We start from the raw sequence: 16,100 nt of genomic DNA on the forward strand, positions 1-16,100 counted from the left end.
TACGCTTTGAGTTCTACGTTCTACCTTAAACGGTAAAAAAACAACCGCTTGGCACCAAGTGATACGCCGCGGGCTGCTCTTTGGCAACCGCGCGGCGCACTTGTTTCCGTACCGGTCCTAACGTAGAACCTGGAACGCAGAACGTTAGCTATTAGGCGTGGGGCGTGATGTTGTCGCGGACCCAGCCGACGATGGTCTCGGTGGAGGTGCCGGGGGTAAAGACCTCGGCGATGCCGGCGGACTTGAGGCCCGGGATGTCGTCTTCCGGGATGACGCCGCCAGCCATGAGCACGATATCGGAAGCACCCTTCTCGGTCATGATCTCCCTGACCGCGGGAAGCAGGGTGTTGTGGGCGCCGGAGAGGATGGAGAGCGCTACCAGGTCAACGTCCTCCTGGATGGCGGCGGAGACGATCTGCTCCGGGGTCTGGTGCAGACCGGTGTAGATTACCTCGAAACCGGCATCGCGGAAGGCGCGGGCGATGATCTTGGCACCCCTGTCGTGGCCGTCAAGACCAGGCTTTCCCACCAGCACGCGAATTCTTCTTTCAGCCATGGAAACCTCCGATATCAGTAAATTGAATGGGTTTTATTTCTCGATGCCGACGCGCGCGTTGACGCCGGCCTTGTAATAATGTTTGATCTCGCACATCTCGGTGACCAGGTCCGCCGCCTCGATGACCTTCTCGTGCGCGTTGCGGCCGGTAAGGACCAGTTCCACCTGCGGCGGCTTGCTGGCCATAAGCTCCAGCACACCTTCCACCGGGATGAGTCCCATGGAGACCGAGCCGTTGATCTCATCAAGGATCACGAGGTCGTACTCGCCGCCGCAGACCTTTTCCGTCGCCAGCGCGAGCGCCTCGGCGGCAAGGTCCTTGTCGGCCTGGGCCGGATTGTCCTTGTTGACCCATCCCGGGCGGCCGGTCTGGATGATGGTGAGGAAAGGAGCCAGTCGCTCGGCCGCCATCTGCTCGCCGTAAGGACCTCCCCCCTTCATAAACTGGATCATGCAGACCTTGAGCTCTCGGCCGACGGCGCGCAGGGCGAGTCCCAGCGAGGCCGTGGTTTTCCCCTTGCCGTTACCGGTATACACCTGAATAAGACCGCGTTCCAGTTTCAAGACATCCCCCGCTCGTGTTTTTCGCCGCAGCAGCGGTGTGCCGTTTGCGCTGACGCTAACGGAAGCCCCGCGGCGACGCAGCACTATAGCAACTGCCAAAGGAGCGTGTCAAGGCCAAAGAGGCACCATTTAAAACGACGTTAGCGATAACAGCTTATACGTGGCGTCCCGCTTAACCAAGGCAAATCCCCTCTGTCTCCCCTTCGCAATGGGGAGGACGCGGGGCCCCGTGCAGCGCTTCGTGGAGTAAAATAACAGTTGGCAGGAATTGCCGTGACAACCAAATAATTTCACTTCATGCTCGGACTATAACTGTTCGCGGTACTTTACATACTTGCGACGAGGAGCGCTCTGATACAACGGAATCCCCGACAAACAAGCCTTGACATCGAAAAGGGCATCTGCTACATAGACAGGACGCATGGGCGATTAGCTCAGCGGGAGAGCACTGCCTTCACACGGCAGGGGTCACTGGTTCGAACCCAGTATCGCCCACCATGCAAAATCAAAGGGTTAGCTATTACAGCTAACCCTTTTTTGTATTAGTTCGTCAAGGTCGTGCGGCATATATGCGGCAACATGTCAGCCACTGGCTTTATCTTCTAGTTACCTACATTTTTTTCAAACGCTCTCCTTTACTGCCCTCGTTACCGCTCGTGTGATTCGTATAACCATCCGGCGCGTCTCCTCGTCAAGTTCCTGTAGAAGGATTTCTAGCTGTTCAATCCCCCTTGCATCCTCTTTTAGGTGGCCGAACTCGAACAAATCTCGAATCTCAACCCGCAACGCGTTTGCTATAGCTTCCATAGTCTCCAAAGATGGTGAACTCTTGCCTAACTCTATGCGGCTCACATAACGCGGGTCTACGTCAACTCTCTCCGCTAGTTGCTCCTGAGAAAGGTTGCACCCCCTCCTAACCTCCCTTATCCGCATTCCAAGTAACTCTTTCGTGGTCGGCATTGCCCCCCCCTCTTTGAACTGTGGGAACATTGCACGGTTAAGCGACCAGAGTAAGCACCTTCTGGGTAGAAGAATATGGTATACTGACTATCTGTGTGGTAGAAAATTCTTTCGGCGATCATTAGAAGCAATAGGAGGGGAGAATGGACGACCTGATATTGTATGGACTGTGCGGCGTTGTTGTGTTGGCCGTCATGGGAGCGTTCCTGACAAAAAGCCCAAAAGCTGCCTTTGCCAAAATGGGACCTGTAGCGGGTAAAACGAAAGCCGAGATATTCGCCAAAGCTGGCCCTCCCAATTCCGTTTCAGCGGCACCCGATGGAAAGACTGTGTACCAATGGTTTGAAATCAGTCATCTCGGCAATGATGCATACCACATCGCACTCATCTTTAACGGTGATATCTGCGAGGGCATTACTCATGAATTCAGGAGTTGATGATTCGTACTTATTGTGTGCCGTCCCTTCCGCTACTGTCGTTGATTCAGGTGAGGTGTAAATAGTTATACTATACGTGATCGGTCAATAGACATTATGGAGACTATACATCTAGCAGCTTTCACTCTCACGTCTGGGGATGCAGTTCCAACAAGATTCATGAGTAACAAGACCAAATCAGGCCCCATATCCCTAGCTAACTCAACTGCGAGCGATAGGGATTCAAAAGAATCTGTTTTGTGCACAAGAGCCATAACGCCATTGCTGTTAGTGGGTGTGGTTTTCATCTTTTTGTCCCATAGGTTTTGTCTTTAATGTCAAAAAGTGGTCGATTCATGAAATATAGTATAGGCGCTTAGCTTCAATGTCTTAGATGCTTTTGGGTGTGGCGTTGGAGTTTTTGGTAATACCCTTTATTACTGCTATTATGTCGAATCTTCCCCACTTCACAGCAAGGATATATTCTTTAAAGCGTAAACCATCTAAGGCTTTCCAGACTTGTGACAGGTGCAATCCGGTTTCTGTCCCTATCTGTCTCTGAGTGATCGGTATGGGCCATTCAGATGCCCCATGCTTTTCAAGAAGGTTTAATACCTTTTTTTCGGTCTTCGTCAGCTTCATTCTTTTGGGAATGGTAGTAGGTGGCTTGGACATCAGTTTGAAATTCATTATATCCTGGTCAGTCATGCTCATTACTTTCTCCTTGGATTTTTAGCATCCCCCAAAATTCTGCCTGTATAACAGAGCAACCAGACCAATTCTATGAATAATTGTTACAGGGTCGGAATCGAGTTGATGCCCCCAGGGATATCTTTAAACCCTCCACCACGGTCCTACGGTCACCAAATTTCATTGGTTGTAAATTTAAGCGCCTAGGACATCTCCCCCGCCGCCCCTTACCCTTCCCCGAAACGGTATCCACTTTACCCCCCGCCGATTTAAGATGTTAATGCCTCAGTTTTTCAGAAGCCACCATTAATTTTTTAAAGAGAAGGGCACTTTTTTTCTTGCCACAACTTCTTTCTTTGTTATAACATTTCTATAAATGGTCATTCAAACAAATGTTACATGAGGGACGCCATGGAATATGTAAGCTATTTGAGGGTATCGACTGACCAGCAGGCCGGGGCAGGCAACGGAATAGAAGCCCAGAGAAAAGCAATTGAAGACTTCGCAGCAGCAGAAGGTTCCCGCATTGTGAAGGAATATATTGAAGTGGAATCAGGGGCTGACGATGGCCGCCCCATTATGCGTGAGGCTTTGGTATATGCTCAGTTGCGGGGGGCAATATTGTTAGTGAAGACGCTGGACCGGATTAGCCGTGATCTGCATTTCATAACCGCTCTGGAAAAATCTGAGGTAGCCTTTAAAATCGTCGATATGCCCACCGCCGACTCCTTTACCCTCCACATCTACGGGAGCCTTGCAGAGAGGGAACGCCAGCTTATCAGCATCCGCACGAAGGCTGCTCTGGCAGCAGTCAAAGCTCGGGGTGTAATTCTTGGCAAGCCTGAGAACCTGACACACGAAGCGAGAGCCAAGGGACGTCAATCTTCCTTGGCCAAAAGAATGGCTAGCTCAGATGACTTTGCCAGCAAGATAGGTCCTATCATGTCTGGGTATAGGGGAGAAGGCCTCTCCTTTGATGCAATAGCTAAAAAGCTGAACGAAGAGGGGTTGAAAACGAAAAAAGGTGGGGCATGGGCAGGTATGACAGTAAAGAGGGTGCTCGACAAAATTAGAGGCTAAGGTGTTGCGTCAAAGCCATGGTCTTGATATTGTGGTGACAGGGCGGCGGCAGCCGTCCCTCGTAACCTCCTTCCCCACCACACCTATCTATCACCTTCTGTGATCTTAATGTCACTAGGAGGGGTTCTATAGTCTCTCCTACTACTTCTCTATCCTTTTGGTCCCGTCCCACTTATCCACCCCTGCCTTTATACCCCTCCCAATGTCCACATCTCTACTACTTCTACTACTTGGCATTTCCTCAGTTTACCAACTAGGAACAATAGCCCCCCTACCCATCAAGACGATAGGGTCGGCTCTCTTCCGTCAGATGATGGCTGCTACTGCCCACCATCTGAGGCCTGAACGCCTTTTGCAGCGACAGTTCAGGTTTTCCCAGACTATCAGCGGTCTGCAAAACCGCCCCCAGCACGCTCTAGGATACGCCCCACGTTGCTGCTTCGCTGGTCCCTTGGTAGCAGCACTACAATTACCCGCGCCAATGGATTGAGCCGCCCACGGGTAATAAAACTCACTGTTAGCCTGTGCCTCTAACGCAACAGTCAGCTCTTAGCAAACATTTCGAGCCATGCATCAAGATCTTCGCGAAGGTACCGAATAGCACGTCTCCCTATTCGAATATAACGTGGCCCAGGCACGCGCCCCTTCAAGTCACCGTTCATGCGTGACTGCCTGAGAAAGGACCTGCTCATCGCAATGTAATCGGCAGCTTCTGCCTCGGTGAAGCCCCTTTTTACAGCAGCCATACACGCCCCCAAGAATGTGAAGATCTCTGGGAGCCATTGTTGCAAAGACAGAAGTCATTTGTCACAGGAGAAAAATAACCAATTATTTATTCTTCCCACTTCCTGTATTCTGTGAATATTTTGCGTACTGTTGCTGGTGAAGTCCCTCTAGCTTCAGCCACTTTCCCTGTAGCCTCTTCAAACCCATATCCTTCTTCAATATAGGTTTCTACCATTAAACCTATCGTCACCATTTCACTGAGTTTCGCATTTAATGACTTTGCCCTCCTTCCTTTGTGGAAGTGGATGTTAAAAATGCTGTTGTAATCTGGCATTAATCCTTGTTGAAATTGCCTCACAATCTCAGACAGCGCTTCTGTAATGAACTCCTCTATAGGTTTTGGCACGTCTCTGCCCAGGCGCTTGCATCGCACGTAGAAATGTAAAATAAGGTCACCCGAGCAAGGGGTGCCATTCCTAATATATTCCTGTACCTTAATATCATCCTTAAGCCAAGTCATGCCCCCCCCGTTATGGTTTTCTCAGCCCCGAATCCACCACCCCCCTAGAGAGAAGCAAGTTTGCGAACTGCATCTGCCTTGTGGTCTTGCGCGAGGTGAGCATACCTCAAGGTCATTCTTATATCAGAGTGACCGAGTAACTCTCTAACTGTGTTCAATGGCACCCCTGCCATTACTAGCTTAGAGGCGAAGTCATGGCGCATGTCATGCCATCTAAAATTATTAATAGCAGCATATTTTACGAGGCTATCCCAAGAGGAGTAGATGTTGTCGAATCGCTCCCCCTTTTTATTGCCAAATACGAATCCAGTGGTCTTGCCGGTTTGCTCTTTCCAACGCTTCAGCGTAGTTTTAGCGGTTTCATTTAAAGGGATGTGTCTGGTGGTTTTGTTCTTGGCGACCACTCCATGAACAGTAAGTGAATCAACATCGAAGTTAACATCCTCCCAGCGCAGGCTGAATAACTCCCCTCGTCTCAGCCCTGTGTTAAGGGTGACAAGAACCATGGGCTTAAGGTAGTCAGCGAAGTCATCTGTTCGGATCTCAGGGTATGGTGCTAGCTTCCGTTCCAGCCTCCATTTGTTTGCAGTAAGCCTTTTTGCCCTCAGACCTGCCTCCCGTTCATTTAAAGCCGTTATGAGCCTTGTTCTTTCGTCCTCAGACAAATAACGAATTGCCCCATTGCTGTCCGTCTTGATCGGCTTCAATTTTTCCAGCGGGTGGATCGAAATCACACCCCATTCAACAGCCCTTGAGAGCGCTGAGTAAAGGCAGGAGATATCCCTGTTTACTGTCGAGGGCTTCTTTCCTTTCTTCATCTGCTCAGCTCTCCACTTGGAGATGTCCCAGGCATGAATCTCTTGTAACTCCCTATCCAGCAGGTGCGAGAAATTCCGTCTAATCCTGTCAAGAACATCCTTTCCAGTTCTTAATTCAGCCATTGCCCATGGCTCATATTTCTTATCAAGGAAACCAGAAAGGGTGTTGTAAAGGTTACTTTTGGCCTGTTGTTTTTCCGATTTCTTTTTTGCCTGGACGTCGATTCCCAAAAGCGCTTCGGCGGACTTCTCCTCGGCCCTCTCCCTTGCCTGAGCAAGCTTGATATCTCCCAGACGTCCGATTTTGTAGCTTTTGTTAACTCCCGCCGCGTTTCGATACTCATAGTAGAAGGTCATGGTGCCGGTAGGCTGAATGCGCAGTACAAACCCTTTAATACTGGTATCGTATACCCTAAACAGTTTTTCTTGAGGGGCCAGCGTCTTGAGAAAGTCCAAAGTTATCTTTTTCTTCATATTCGCCATCATAGCCCCCCAAAGTTGAAATTGTGCGGCAAATGTGCGGCAAAACCCGTGTACAAAGGGGTCTTCCAGTGACACCCAGTGAACAAACTATGCCAAATAAGGGCATGAAAGTAAAGGGAAAGACGTAATCATACTTGTTCACTGAGGTACACCTTGCAGACGGGTGAAAGGCTTTCACACGGCAGGGGTCACTGGTTCGAACCCAGTATCGCCCACCATGCAAATAGCAAAGGCCACGTCAAACGACGTGGCCTTTTTGCTTATACACTACTCTTTTCCCTGCCATGGATGCTGTTTTCCGCCTGGCTGCCCCCCACCCCGATCGTAGACCAGTGACTGGCGGCAGCCGCCGACTCCCAGGCTACAGAGATTTCACGAGTGGTTGCCTGCTACCGTTTTTCCCCGGTGAATTCGAGCGCGTCACGCGTTACAGGAATGATCGTGGTTCCTGCGGCGCTTGCCATAGACGGCGAGGCCGAGGAGGCCGGCACCCAATAGTGCGAACGTCCCGGGCTCAGGGACCGGCGCGGATGAAGATTCGGCGGAAAATGCGATTGCTCCGTCCTGGCTGCTGTAATACCAGTTCCCCGGGGTCGGGTCGAATCCCGTGGCGTGCAAGACCCCTTCTCCGAGAAGGTTCAGGAAGTATTTCGACTGATGGCCTCTGTTGATGGAGTTCAGATCGAAACTGTAGGTATTGCCGAGACTGGTCAGGGTCCATAAGGATTCCATCGGTACCAGCCCCGAACTTGGATTGAAGGTGAAGCCGGTGAACACGACAGGAGTCCCGACCGCAATGGCCGAATAGGTCCCGGAATTGGTGCCTGCCACCTGGGAATCGCCGAAGAATACGCCGGTGGCGTTGATGATGGCCGCTGCATTCGGGGTCGCATGTCCGCTCCCGGTGAAGTTGATCGTGCCGGTGATCGGGATGGCCCAGGCGGACGTAGTCAACATCACGAGTGCAGCGGTTGCCAGTACTGCAGGAACCTTTTTCATGCTTCTCTCCTTTTTCGCGCGATCCGCATCTGGTTGCCTTAAGGACCCCATGGTGTACCGTGAAACGATGCAACCCTCTCGTGGGGTGTCCGCAACTAACGCGCCAACTGCGCACCGAAGTTCATATAAAAGCCATGACAAAAAAAAGCACGTAGTGATCGAACGGGGTAGACTCATTTTATTTTCATCACCGCATCGCGCAGGATGGATCTGACCTCGCCCAGGACCTGCTCCGTCCCCACTTTCAGATCCTCCCATTCGTCGTCGCTAGCGACCGCAACCCTCTGCAACCGTTCACTCGCCTCATGCCGCTTGCGCTGCAAGGCCTCGATGGCTTGATGGTAATCCGACTTGGAGTCGGCGGTCGCGCTCGCAGCCTTGTCCTTTAGCCGGTCGATCTGGTTATCCCATTCCACCATCTGCGCCGAGAGTTTCTCGACATACTTTCTCTGCTCGTCCATGTATGGGTACCTCCTCCCGCTGCTCCACTCGACAAGCCTGGCTTTTTCCGTTTCCCACTGGGGGGTGAAGCGCCTGCCCCTCCCTGAGGCCCGCAAAAGCGAACCATCACCTGGAAAAGATCAGCACGCTGTAGGGCCCCAGAGAAATTGCGGCATGACAGGGGAGGCCGTCGCACTCGCCCGTTTCGGCACCGGCGTCACCGCTTGGATGATCAGAGAAAACTTCGCTGTAGCCCTGCCAGTCGCTGTTGAAGCGCAGCTTCCAGGTACCTTCGGCCGGGAAGCCGACGACGTAGTCCTCCTGCGGCTCTGCGAGGAAGTTGGCAACCACGACGACGTCATCCCCCGCTCCGCCCTGGTCCCAGCGGTGGAAGGCGATCACCTTGGCCTGCTCGTTCAAGTGATGCACCTGGGTGAACTGCCCGCAAAGACCGCGGGTGAAACCAGCGCGGTTGAGCCGCAGATGGATCAGGTCCCGGTAGAGCCGGACGATGCCGCGGAACTCGTCGCGCTGATCCCAGTCCAGCGGGACCGTGTCCCGGAACCACTCCCCTTCGAGAAACTCCTGCCCCTGGAACAGCATGGGTATGCCGGGGGCCGTGAAGACCAGGGCGGCGGCCAGGGTCGAGCGTTTCTGGGCGTACCATCCCTTGGGGTCTCCGGGGTTTATCTCCTGCGGGACGCGGGCCTTGCCGTTGGCCACCTCGTCGTGGCTTTCGCTGTAGATGACCCGATCGAAGGCGTCGTCGTTGTAACGGTAACATAAGGCGTCGCGGATGGCGGCAAGCGAACGGTCCTGATCGTCGGGGGTTATTACCGCCCGGCGTATGGGATGCACGAAGTTCGCGTCCCACTGCGACCCGAAGCCGGCCCCCCCTGCGCCCACGGTCTTGGTGAGCCAGCTGTTGTTCTGCAGGTCCTCGGCGATGGTGATGCGGCCGGGGAACTGCCGGGTAACCTGTTCGTTCAGCCACTGCAGGAGGCTCCACCCCTCGGGGAGGTCGTTTTCGGCCGTCCCGTCGACACTCCTGATGAACTGGGTACAGTCGTAGCGCAACCCGTCCACGTGGTATTCCCGGAGCCACATGAACACGTTATCGGAGATAAACTGGCGCACCTCTCCCACGCCATAATTGGGACGGGTCTCCCCCCAAGGGGTGTGGGACCGGCCGTCATTGTAGAAGTAGATGCCGCCCAGCCCGTTCTCGGACCAGCCGTCGAACTGCCACAGATCGAGGTCCCCTGGCCCCAGGTGGTTGTAGACCACGTCGAGGATCACCGCGACTCCCTGGCTGTGGGCACGTTTAACGAAACGCTTGAAGGCCCGGGGGCCTCCGTAGCTCAGTTCGACGGAGAAGATATGGGCAGGGTTGTATCCCCAGGATCGGTCGCCGGCAAACTCGCCCACCGGCATGATCTGGATGGCGTTGACTCCCAGTTTTTTCAGATGCCCCAGACGGGCCGCGATCGAGTCGAACTGGGCCGCCGCGTTGTCATCCTCCTGGTCATTGAAGGTCCCGACATGCAGCTCGTAGATGACCAACTCGTTCCAGGGAGCCAGGTGGAAGTCGTCGCCCCAGTCAAAGTCCGGATCGTGGACCACCGCGTTGCCGGTCGAACCGGTCACCTCTCGGGCATAGGGGTCGATGCGCGTCAACTCCCCTTTTTCGGTAGCGAGCAGGTACTTGTAGGGATCACCGATTTTGGCCCCCGGCACATCGGCATACCAGTTGCCGTTTTCTTCTGCCTGCAGGGGGTTCTTGGCACCATCCCAGTTATTAAAAGACCCGATGACAGATACCCCCGTTGCATGTGGAGCCCAGACACGGAATCCGACTCCCCCACTGTGCGGTGTCGCCCCCATCCCGTCGGCCCTTTTTACCTTGGGCTTGTCCTCCTTGATATCGGCCTCTTTGCTCATACCCACGGCCCTCCGGCAGCACTAACTGCGCCTCACCCTTCCGTGACAGTAAGCCGGGAGCCACCCGGTCAGCAGTCTTCAAAGGCTATCCAGGCCGCAATAGGGCCGGTGGTGTTCAAGGTGCTTCCTTTATGGGTCGATAGACCTTTATGTGACGGAAAACCTCTTCCCTGCCGAATCTGCCAAACTTCAATCGTCCTCTGTCGAAGTCCTTCATGGGCCTGCTCCTAATGCTGATTCCATTGAGTATTTAGCCCTTGAAAGAGGCCGGATCGCTCAGGAATCGCAACTAGCGTGCCGGATTCGTCAAGGAGTCTTAATAATTGCAAGAGTTCGATTGCACGAGGAATATTGAAGGAATCCGGAGGGGTGCCGGGAAAAACCGCAATCGGAACCCGTCATTTTTGACATAACTGCGATATATGGCGGGCAGCGCCGGGACGGACTCGTTGGCCGCACACAGTGTCGCGCTCATCGCCAAAAAACACAGAGCATTACGCAATCAAAAGCCGCAGACCAGCTTCTGCGCGCTAGTTGCCTCATGCCATCCAGACGGGAAGCAACGGCCGGTTCACCCTTGCGCCGCTGGAAGCACAACACCGTCAATAACCTCACCATCGGCAACGACGGTTCCGTCACATGTGGCGGTCGGCGCACCTTACCAGGTCGCCACGCGGTTTTCCCTGAGAGCTAAGGTTTTGCTATGACTGGTCAATACTGCCGGTTGACGAGTATCCGGCTATTGGCTTGTCAATTGCAGTGTGAAGGGGACTACAACGGATTCGAATTCGTTATTGAAAGGAGAACATCTCATGCTAAAACTGCAGCGTATTTTGCGACTAGTGGTCTGTGCCGGGTTGGTAGGAGCGTCCTTCGGGTGTGCCTCTAGCAGAACCCATGAGAGCACCGGCGAGTACGTCGACAACACCGTGATCACGACCAAGGTAAAAGCAGCCATCTTCAACGAAGCCTCGCTGAAAACCTTTCAGATAAGCGTCAAGACCTACAAGGATGAAGTACAGTTAAGCGGGTTCGTTGATTCGGCTCAAAGCGTCGCCAAGGCAGGAGAAGTCGCCAGGAGCGTTCCAGGCGTTGGATCGGTGAAAAACGATTTGCTGGTAAAATGACGCACGATGGGCGCCCCGAGGGACATTCTGCTCATGATTGCCATGTTTGCGGTGCTGATAAAGTTTATCCAGGGGCACAGGGGCCCTTTACGTTGCTGCCCCCACGAAAGGCAGCGATTTGTTTAAAAGGGAGCGGCGTCAGCGCTCCCTTTTAAATATCCGCGCCGCAATTGAAGAGCCGCACGGCAGCAATCCCTTGCCGACCAATGCGCGCGGGCCAGCGACGGCCTTTTCAGGCATTGGCAGACAATGCCAGGTAGGCGGGTGCCTATGAGGTGGGACATGAAAGTTTCAAGCATCGTTATCGCTGCAGTCGGCATGATATTTCTGGTCCATGTCGAAGTTTGCCAGGCCATCGACCAATCCATCTGTACACCGGGTGAAATCACCTACTACCCTGGCGGGCAATTGAATTCCTGCACCCTTAAGGATGATGTCGGCATCGATGGCGTTAAATGCAAGCAGTATGCGCTTGTCACTCTATATCGATCAGGAACACTGCAAAGTTGTGTCACAAGCGACTATTTCAATTACAAAGATATTACCTGCAACCAGTACAGCCAGGTCAGTTTTCATGCAAACGGCAGACTGGACACCTGCACTCTTTCCAAATCCCTGACGATCGACGGCAAGAACTGCGCCCCATTCGAAACCATCTCGCTTTTCGAAAACGGGAAACTGAAATCCTGCAGCACCCCTCATTGACCGCCCCGCCCCCCTGTGCCCCGGGCACGGGAAGCCGTTCTCTCCCACTCTTCAAGAAGAATCAGCTTGGAGTCGGCCAGCCCCTGGTAAACATCTGCTCCATCTGGAGTGCGATCTCCCTGTTGAGGACGACCGCATTCGCCTCGCCATTGCTTGACATGCTCAGGTAGTCCAGGTTTGTCGATCCTACCATGGTCGGTTGGGTAAACTCGCACATCCGGCAGCAAGGACGATGGCCAAAGCGAGGGGCGAAAACGGATATATACATGTAACCAATTTAATTAAATCTACCTGTCCTGACGTTGCCCTCCCATGCCGGCCTCCACGTTCGCCCTGTCCGAAACCAACTCTCAACTATACATGCCGGAACAGGCCACGGGCGAGAGACAACTCCAGGAACGGAAAGGGTCGTTCGACAGGCGAACAGGCACAAGGATCCGAATTAATGTCGGAACGATGAATGCGGCCGACAGCCCCGATGAGAGCGGGTCCCTGATCGCCATCGTCTTCAAGAGAACTGCCAAATACGGCGGCCCGAAATTTGGTATTAGCCAGATGTGGAAATGGGTGTTACTCTTAGTCGCAGACTTGAATGTATCAGTCAATGTATTTAATGTGTACAAGCAAATGTTTTGTGAACTTTGTAAAGAGATCGTGTATCTAAAATTTGGTTCAGAGTGTCGGGACACGAGAGGTTACAGATGGGTATTGACAAAGACAAGAGCCGTCTGAATGCGATCTACAAACCACGCCCCGCCGCACAACATCGTATAAGTGCCGTACCTGTCCCATCGCCGCCCTTGACGAAAGAAGAAATGCAAAGGCTTGTTCAGCAGCTCGAAATCCACCAGATCGAGCTTGAAACGCAGAACGAGGAGTTACGCCAGGCCAGGGAAGAGCTTGAAGTCTCACTTAACAACTACTCAGAACTATATGACTTTGCCCCGTTAGGCTATTTCACCTTCGACATAAACGGAGTGATACGGCAGGTAAACCTGACCGGCGCCCAACTACTGGGAGTGGCGCGACACCTGCTGGTCGACACCCCCTTCACCCGGTATATCGCCGATGCGCAAGGACGGGAGCTTTTTCCCCGGCACCTTGCCAGTGTCGCACAAAATTCGACCCCACAGCAGTGCCAAATCAGACTGAAAGGAGAAGACGACTCTATCGTCTTCACCCAGTTTCGCTCGGTCAGGGTCGACGGCAGCAGTAAGAAGGACGGGCATGTCCGTATCTTTTGCTCGGTGGTTGACGATACTATTGCCAGGCGCCTGAAAGAAGACCTGCAGAAGTCTCATGATAGCCTTGAATCAACTGTGTCAAGCCGGACCGGCGAACTGGCGGGGACGAACAAGTTGCTCGCGCGTGAAATTGAGGAGCGAAAGAAGACAGAGGAGTCACTCCAGGAGGCCTACTCCGTCATAGAGCGGCTAAAGGACCGACTCCAGGCAGAAAACATCTACCTGCAGCAGGAAGCTGCCCGGCAGTACAACTTCGGAGAGATCATCGGACAAAGCGAGGCCCTGGCGCAGGTAATGGCCCGCGTCGAACAGGTAGCTCCCATGAACGCCACGGTTCTGCTGCAGGGTGAAACCGGTACCGGCAAGGGAATGGTGGCGCGAGCCATCCACAACGGTTCTGTCCGCAGGAAGCGCCCGATGATAACGGTCAACTGCACGGCGCTGCCGGTTACCCTTGTGGAGAGCGAACTCTTCGGGCGGGAAAAAGGCGCCTTCACCGGGGCTTTCGCACGGCAGATCGGACGCTTTGAGCTGGCTGACGGCGGCACCATATTCCTTGATGAAATCGGCGATATGCCGCTTGAATTGCAAAGCAAACTGCTCAGGGTCATCCAGGACGGAGAATTCGAGCGACTGGGTGGCAACCAGACCATCAAGACCGATGTACGTATCATCGCGGCTACCAACCGTAACCTGGAGCAGGAAATCCGGACCGGCAGGTTTCGGGAAGACCTCTACTACCGGCTCAATGTATTTCCAATCTTGATGCCGCCGCTTAGGCAGCGCAGTGAAGACATACCGCTGCTTGTTGATTTTTTTCTCGCCAAGTTCAACAAAAAAAACGGCAGGGAGATCACCACCGTCCCGAAGGAGACCATACGCGCCCTGCAGCAATACCAGTGGCCTGGCAACGTGCGGGAGTTGGAAAGTGTAATAGAGCGGGCAGTAATCACGAGCCAAGGGAGCACTTTACAGGTGCTGGACCGGTTCGACAGCTTCCGGTCGCAAGAGGATGCCGCAGATAAGAGCTGGCAGGAAGCTGGTGAAGAGCGGAAGTGGCCGGAAGATATCAAGACCCTCGTCGACCTGGAACGCGACCACATCCTCAGCGTCTTGCTGAAAACAGGCTGGCGCATCGAGGGGGGAAGTGGCGCGGCTGTGATTCTAGGAATCAACGCCAGCACCCTGCGCGCCCGTATGCGAAAATTAGGAATCGTCCGTAAATAGCTGCACCCTTCACGGCCTATGTTCCGGCTACTCCGTTTTTTCATCCCGCTTTAACCTCCTACACCCTTCGATCAGAGCGCTTTTCTGGGTCTTAATGGCTACCTCGCACCAACGTTCATCTTCATCGGTCCAATGCGCTCTGCGACTTTTCTGGGTAAGCAGGTTTTCTATATTTGACTCAATCCCCCGTACGAACCCGATGAATTCTCTATATTGCTTTTCTCCGTTGTCTTCTGTCTTGTCCTCGACGCTGAAATCCATGGCACTCTCCTTTTATCGGTATTACTGCCTCCATACCTGGGAAAGGTTCGACGAATACCCACCCCTGTGATGGCGGGCTGAGTAAGAAATTGGTTCTGGGAGGGGGGGTGACGAGCAAATCCTAGGCAGATGAATAAACGCGGACCGCTCAATAGGGCCAGGTACGCCCTACTGAGCGGAACTCATTTGTTACTTCTTGATCACGCAGTCGATGATGGCATTTATCCTTCTGTTCTGTTGCCTTCCCTCGGGCGTGTCGTTATACGCGATCTGCCGGGTGGCTCCATACCCCTTTGCTGAGAGCCGGACCCCATCGATACCGCTTTTTTCGATCAGGTAATGCACCACACTTTCGGCACGCTGCTGGGAGAGCTTCAGGTTGTGCTCGGCAGAGCCCATGCTATCGGTGTGTCCCTCGATCACTGCGGTGGTCGTCGGGTACTTCTTCATGTACTCGCCGACGGCGTCGATCTGGTCGTAAAAACGGGGGTCGATGCGGGGGCTGTCCGAGGCGAATTCAAGCTTCAGATTCATGCAAAGCCGTTCGGGGGGAGGTGCAATGTCCTTCACGTCGAGCGCGCAGTCGATGATGGCATTGATGTGCCGGTTTTTCTGCCGTCCCGCGTCGGTTGCGTTGTCGGCCACCGGCTTCGCCTCGCCGTATCCCTTGGCGGAGAGGCGGGCGGGGGCGATACCGAAATTATCCTCAAGGTATTTCACCACGCCCTCGGCACGCCGCTGGGAGAGTTGCACGTTGTAAGCCCGATCGCCGACCTCATCGGCATAACCTTCGATGACTGCGGTCGTCGAGGGATACTTCTTCATGAAGTCACCGACTCTGGCCACCTCATCGCGATACTCGGGGCGAATGTCCGCCTTGTTTATGTCGTACTCGATGCCTAGGTATACGCAGTACTTGATCCGGTCCGGGGTCGGTTCGACGACCGGTACCGGTTCAGGCTTCAACTGGCCGGGTTCGCCCACGGGAATGATTTCTTCAACCGCTGCGGCCCGCGGCGGACAGAGGGCGTTGGCCTGCGCCGTGGCCTTCTTAGCCAGTGCGACGCCCTCTTCGGTATGGCAGGCCCTGAAGACATCGTAGGCGTTGTTCCTGGCATCCTCGGCGGCTTTGAACTCGGCAGGGCAGGTCTTGTCCTTGCCGGCCTGGCGCGCGGACTCCACGGCCCGATCAGCTTCCTGCATCTCCGAGCGGATGTAATACCCTGGAATGCTGCCGTGACCGTTGTTGACCTCGTAGTGAGCACACCCGGACAGTGCCGCCATTGAGGCCAACAGCATCGGAAGTGAAAATACTCTCAAGACTTTTGGCAGGTTCATTTTA

Annotated in this window: 18 protein-coding genes and 1 tRNA gene; 6 read left to right on the plus strand and 13 right to left on the minus strand. The window is 53.9% G+C overall.

Going from position 1 to position 16,100, the window contains the following annotated elements:
- Positions 1-151: 151 nt before the first annotated feature.
- The gene (locus KP001_RS07940) at positions 152-556 is read right to left on the minus strand and encodes a cobalamin B12-binding domain-containing protein (RefSeq protein WP_217288995.1); all 405 of its coding nucleotides are present in this window, start codon (positions 554-556) and stop codon (positions 152-154) included.
- A gap of 33 nt (positions 557-589) precedes the next feature.
- Complete coding sequence (gene cobO, locus KP001_RS07945) at positions 590-1,120, minus strand: cob(I)yrinic acid a,c-diamide adenosyltransferase (protein WP_217288996.1); 531 nt, start codon at positions 1,118-1,120, stop codon at positions 590-592.
- Positions 1,121-1,543: 423 nt separating this feature from the next.
- Here cobO and KP001_RS07950 point away from each other — a divergent pair.
- Positions 1,544-1,618: transfer RNA gene (locus KP001_RS07950), tRNA-Val, on the plus strand.
- 123 nt (positions 1,619-1,741) lie between these two features.
- On the opposite strand, the gene KP001_RS07955 is transcribed toward KP001_RS07950, so the two are convergent.
- Complete coding sequence (locus KP001_RS07955; RefSeq protein WP_217288997.1) at positions 1,742-2,080, minus strand: helix-turn-helix domain-containing protein; 339 nt, start codon at positions 2,078-2,080, stop codon at positions 1,742-1,744.
- 143 nt (positions 2,081-2,223) lie between these two features.
- Here KP001_RS07955 and KP001_RS07960 point away from each other — a divergent pair, with 143 nt between their 5' ends.
- Positions 2,224-2,517, plus strand: a complete 294-nt coding sequence (locus KP001_RS07960; protein ID WP_217288998.1) for a hypothetical protein — start codon at positions 2,224-2,226, stop codon at positions 2,515-2,517.
- Positions 2,518-2,886: 369 nt separating this feature from the next.
- On the opposite strand, the gene KP001_RS07965 is transcribed toward KP001_RS07960, so the two are convergent.
- Entirely contained in the window at positions 2,887-3,210 is a 324-nt protein-coding gene (locus KP001_RS07965) for a helix-turn-helix transcriptional regulator (RefSeq protein ID WP_217288999.1), read from the minus strand.
- Between the two features lie 387 nt (positions 3,211-3,597).
- Here KP001_RS07965 and KP001_RS07970 point away from each other — a divergent pair, with 387 nt between their 5' ends.
- On the plus strand, positions 3,598-4,266 hold the full coding sequence (locus KP001_RS07970) for a recombinase family protein (RefSeq protein ID WP_217289000.1): 669 nt from the start codon (positions 3,598-3,600) through the stop codon (positions 4,264-4,266).
- Positions 4,267-4,808: 542 nt separating this feature from the next.
- On the opposite strand, the gene KP001_RS22370 is transcribed toward KP001_RS07970, so the two are convergent.
- The 6 genes from KP001_RS22370 to KP001_RS08000 form a co-directional block, all read right to left on the minus strand.
- Positions 4,809-5,012, minus strand: a complete 204-nt coding sequence (locus tag KP001_RS22370; protein ID WP_217289001.1) for a helix-turn-helix transcriptional regulator — start codon at positions 5,010-5,012, stop codon at positions 4,809-4,811.
- 86 nt (positions 5,013-5,098) lie between these two features.
- Complete coding sequence (locus KP001_RS07980; RefSeq protein WP_217289002.1) at positions 5,099-5,512, minus strand: hypothetical protein; 414 nt, start codon at positions 5,510-5,512, stop codon at positions 5,099-5,101.
- A gap of 44 nt (positions 5,513-5,556) precedes the next feature.
- Positions 5,557-6,804, minus strand: coding sequence for a site-specific integrase (locus tag KP001_RS07985; protein WP_217289003.1), 1,248 nt, complete (start codon positions 6,802-6,804; stop codon positions 5,557-5,559).
- A gap of 429 nt (positions 6,805-7,233) precedes the next feature.
- Positions 7,234-7,812: a PEP-CTERM sorting domain-containing protein gene (locus KP001_RS07990; protein ID WP_217289004.1), complete on the minus strand. Its 579-nt coding sequence runs from the start codon at positions 7,810-7,812 to the stop codon at positions 7,234-7,236.
- 173 nt (positions 7,813-7,985) lie between these two features.
- On the minus strand, positions 7,986-8,273 hold the full coding sequence (locus KP001_RS07995) for a sll1863 family stress response protein (RefSeq protein ID WP_217289005.1): 288 nt from the start codon (positions 8,271-8,273) through the stop codon (positions 7,986-7,988).
- A gap of 106 nt (positions 8,274-8,379) precedes the next feature.
- Positions 8,380-10,194 (minus strand): alpha-amylase family glycosyl hydrolase, encoded by a 1,815-nt coding sequence (locus KP001_RS08000; RefSeq protein WP_217289006.1) that lies wholly within the window; start codon positions 10,192-10,194, stop codon positions 8,380-8,382.
- 812 nt (positions 10,195-11,006) lie between these two features.
- On the opposite strand from KP001_RS08000, the gene KP001_RS08005 reads away from it, so the two are divergent.
- Positions 11,007-11,321, plus strand: coding sequence for a BON domain-containing protein (locus tag KP001_RS08005; RefSeq protein WP_217289007.1), 315 nt, complete (start codon positions 11,007-11,009; stop codon positions 11,319-11,321).
- A 282-nt stretch (positions 11,322-11,603) separates the two neighbouring features.
- Positions 11,604-12,026: a hypothetical protein gene (locus KP001_RS08010; RefSeq protein WP_217289008.1), complete on the plus strand. Its 423-nt coding sequence runs from the start codon at positions 11,604-11,606 to the stop codon at positions 12,024-12,026.
- 61 nt (positions 12,027-12,087) lie between these two features.
- Here the strand turns inward: KP001_RS08010 and KP001_RS22375 are convergent, their stop codons facing one another.
- Positions 12,088-12,294, minus strand: a complete 207-nt coding sequence (locus tag KP001_RS22375) for a phospholipase D-like domain-containing protein (RefSeq protein ID WP_367620601.1) — start codon at positions 12,292-12,294, stop codon at positions 12,088-12,090.
- Positions 12,295-12,727: 433 nt separating this feature from the next.
- Between KP001_RS22375 and KP001_RS08020 the strand changes: the two genes are divergently transcribed.
- Positions 12,728-14,497: a sigma-54 interaction domain-containing protein gene (locus KP001_RS08020; protein WP_217289010.1), complete on the plus strand. Its 1,770-nt coding sequence runs from the start codon at positions 12,728-12,730 to the stop codon at positions 14,495-14,497.
- Positions 14,498-14,524: 27 nt separating this feature from the next.
- Here KP001_RS08020 and KP001_RS08025 read toward each other — a convergent pair whose 3' ends face one another.
- Together KP001_RS08025 and KP001_RS08030 are read right to left on the minus strand one after the other, a co-directional pair.
- Entirely contained in the window at positions 14,525-14,758 is a 234-nt protein-coding gene (locus KP001_RS08025; RefSeq protein ID WP_217289011.1) for a hypothetical protein, read from the minus strand.
- 189 nt (positions 14,759-14,947) lie between these two features.
- Positions 14,948-16,096, minus strand: coding sequence for an OmpA family protein (locus KP001_RS08030; protein WP_217289012.1), 1,149 nt, complete (start codon positions 16,094-16,096; stop codon positions 14,948-14,950).
- Positions 16,097-16,100: the final 4 nt, after the last annotated feature.

It is taken from the genome of Geomonas subterranea, assembly GCF_019063845.1.
In the GTDB taxonomy this organism is placed as follows: domain Bacteria; phylum Desulfobacterota; class Desulfuromonadia; order Geobacterales; family Geobacteraceae; genus Geomonas; species Geomonas subterranea.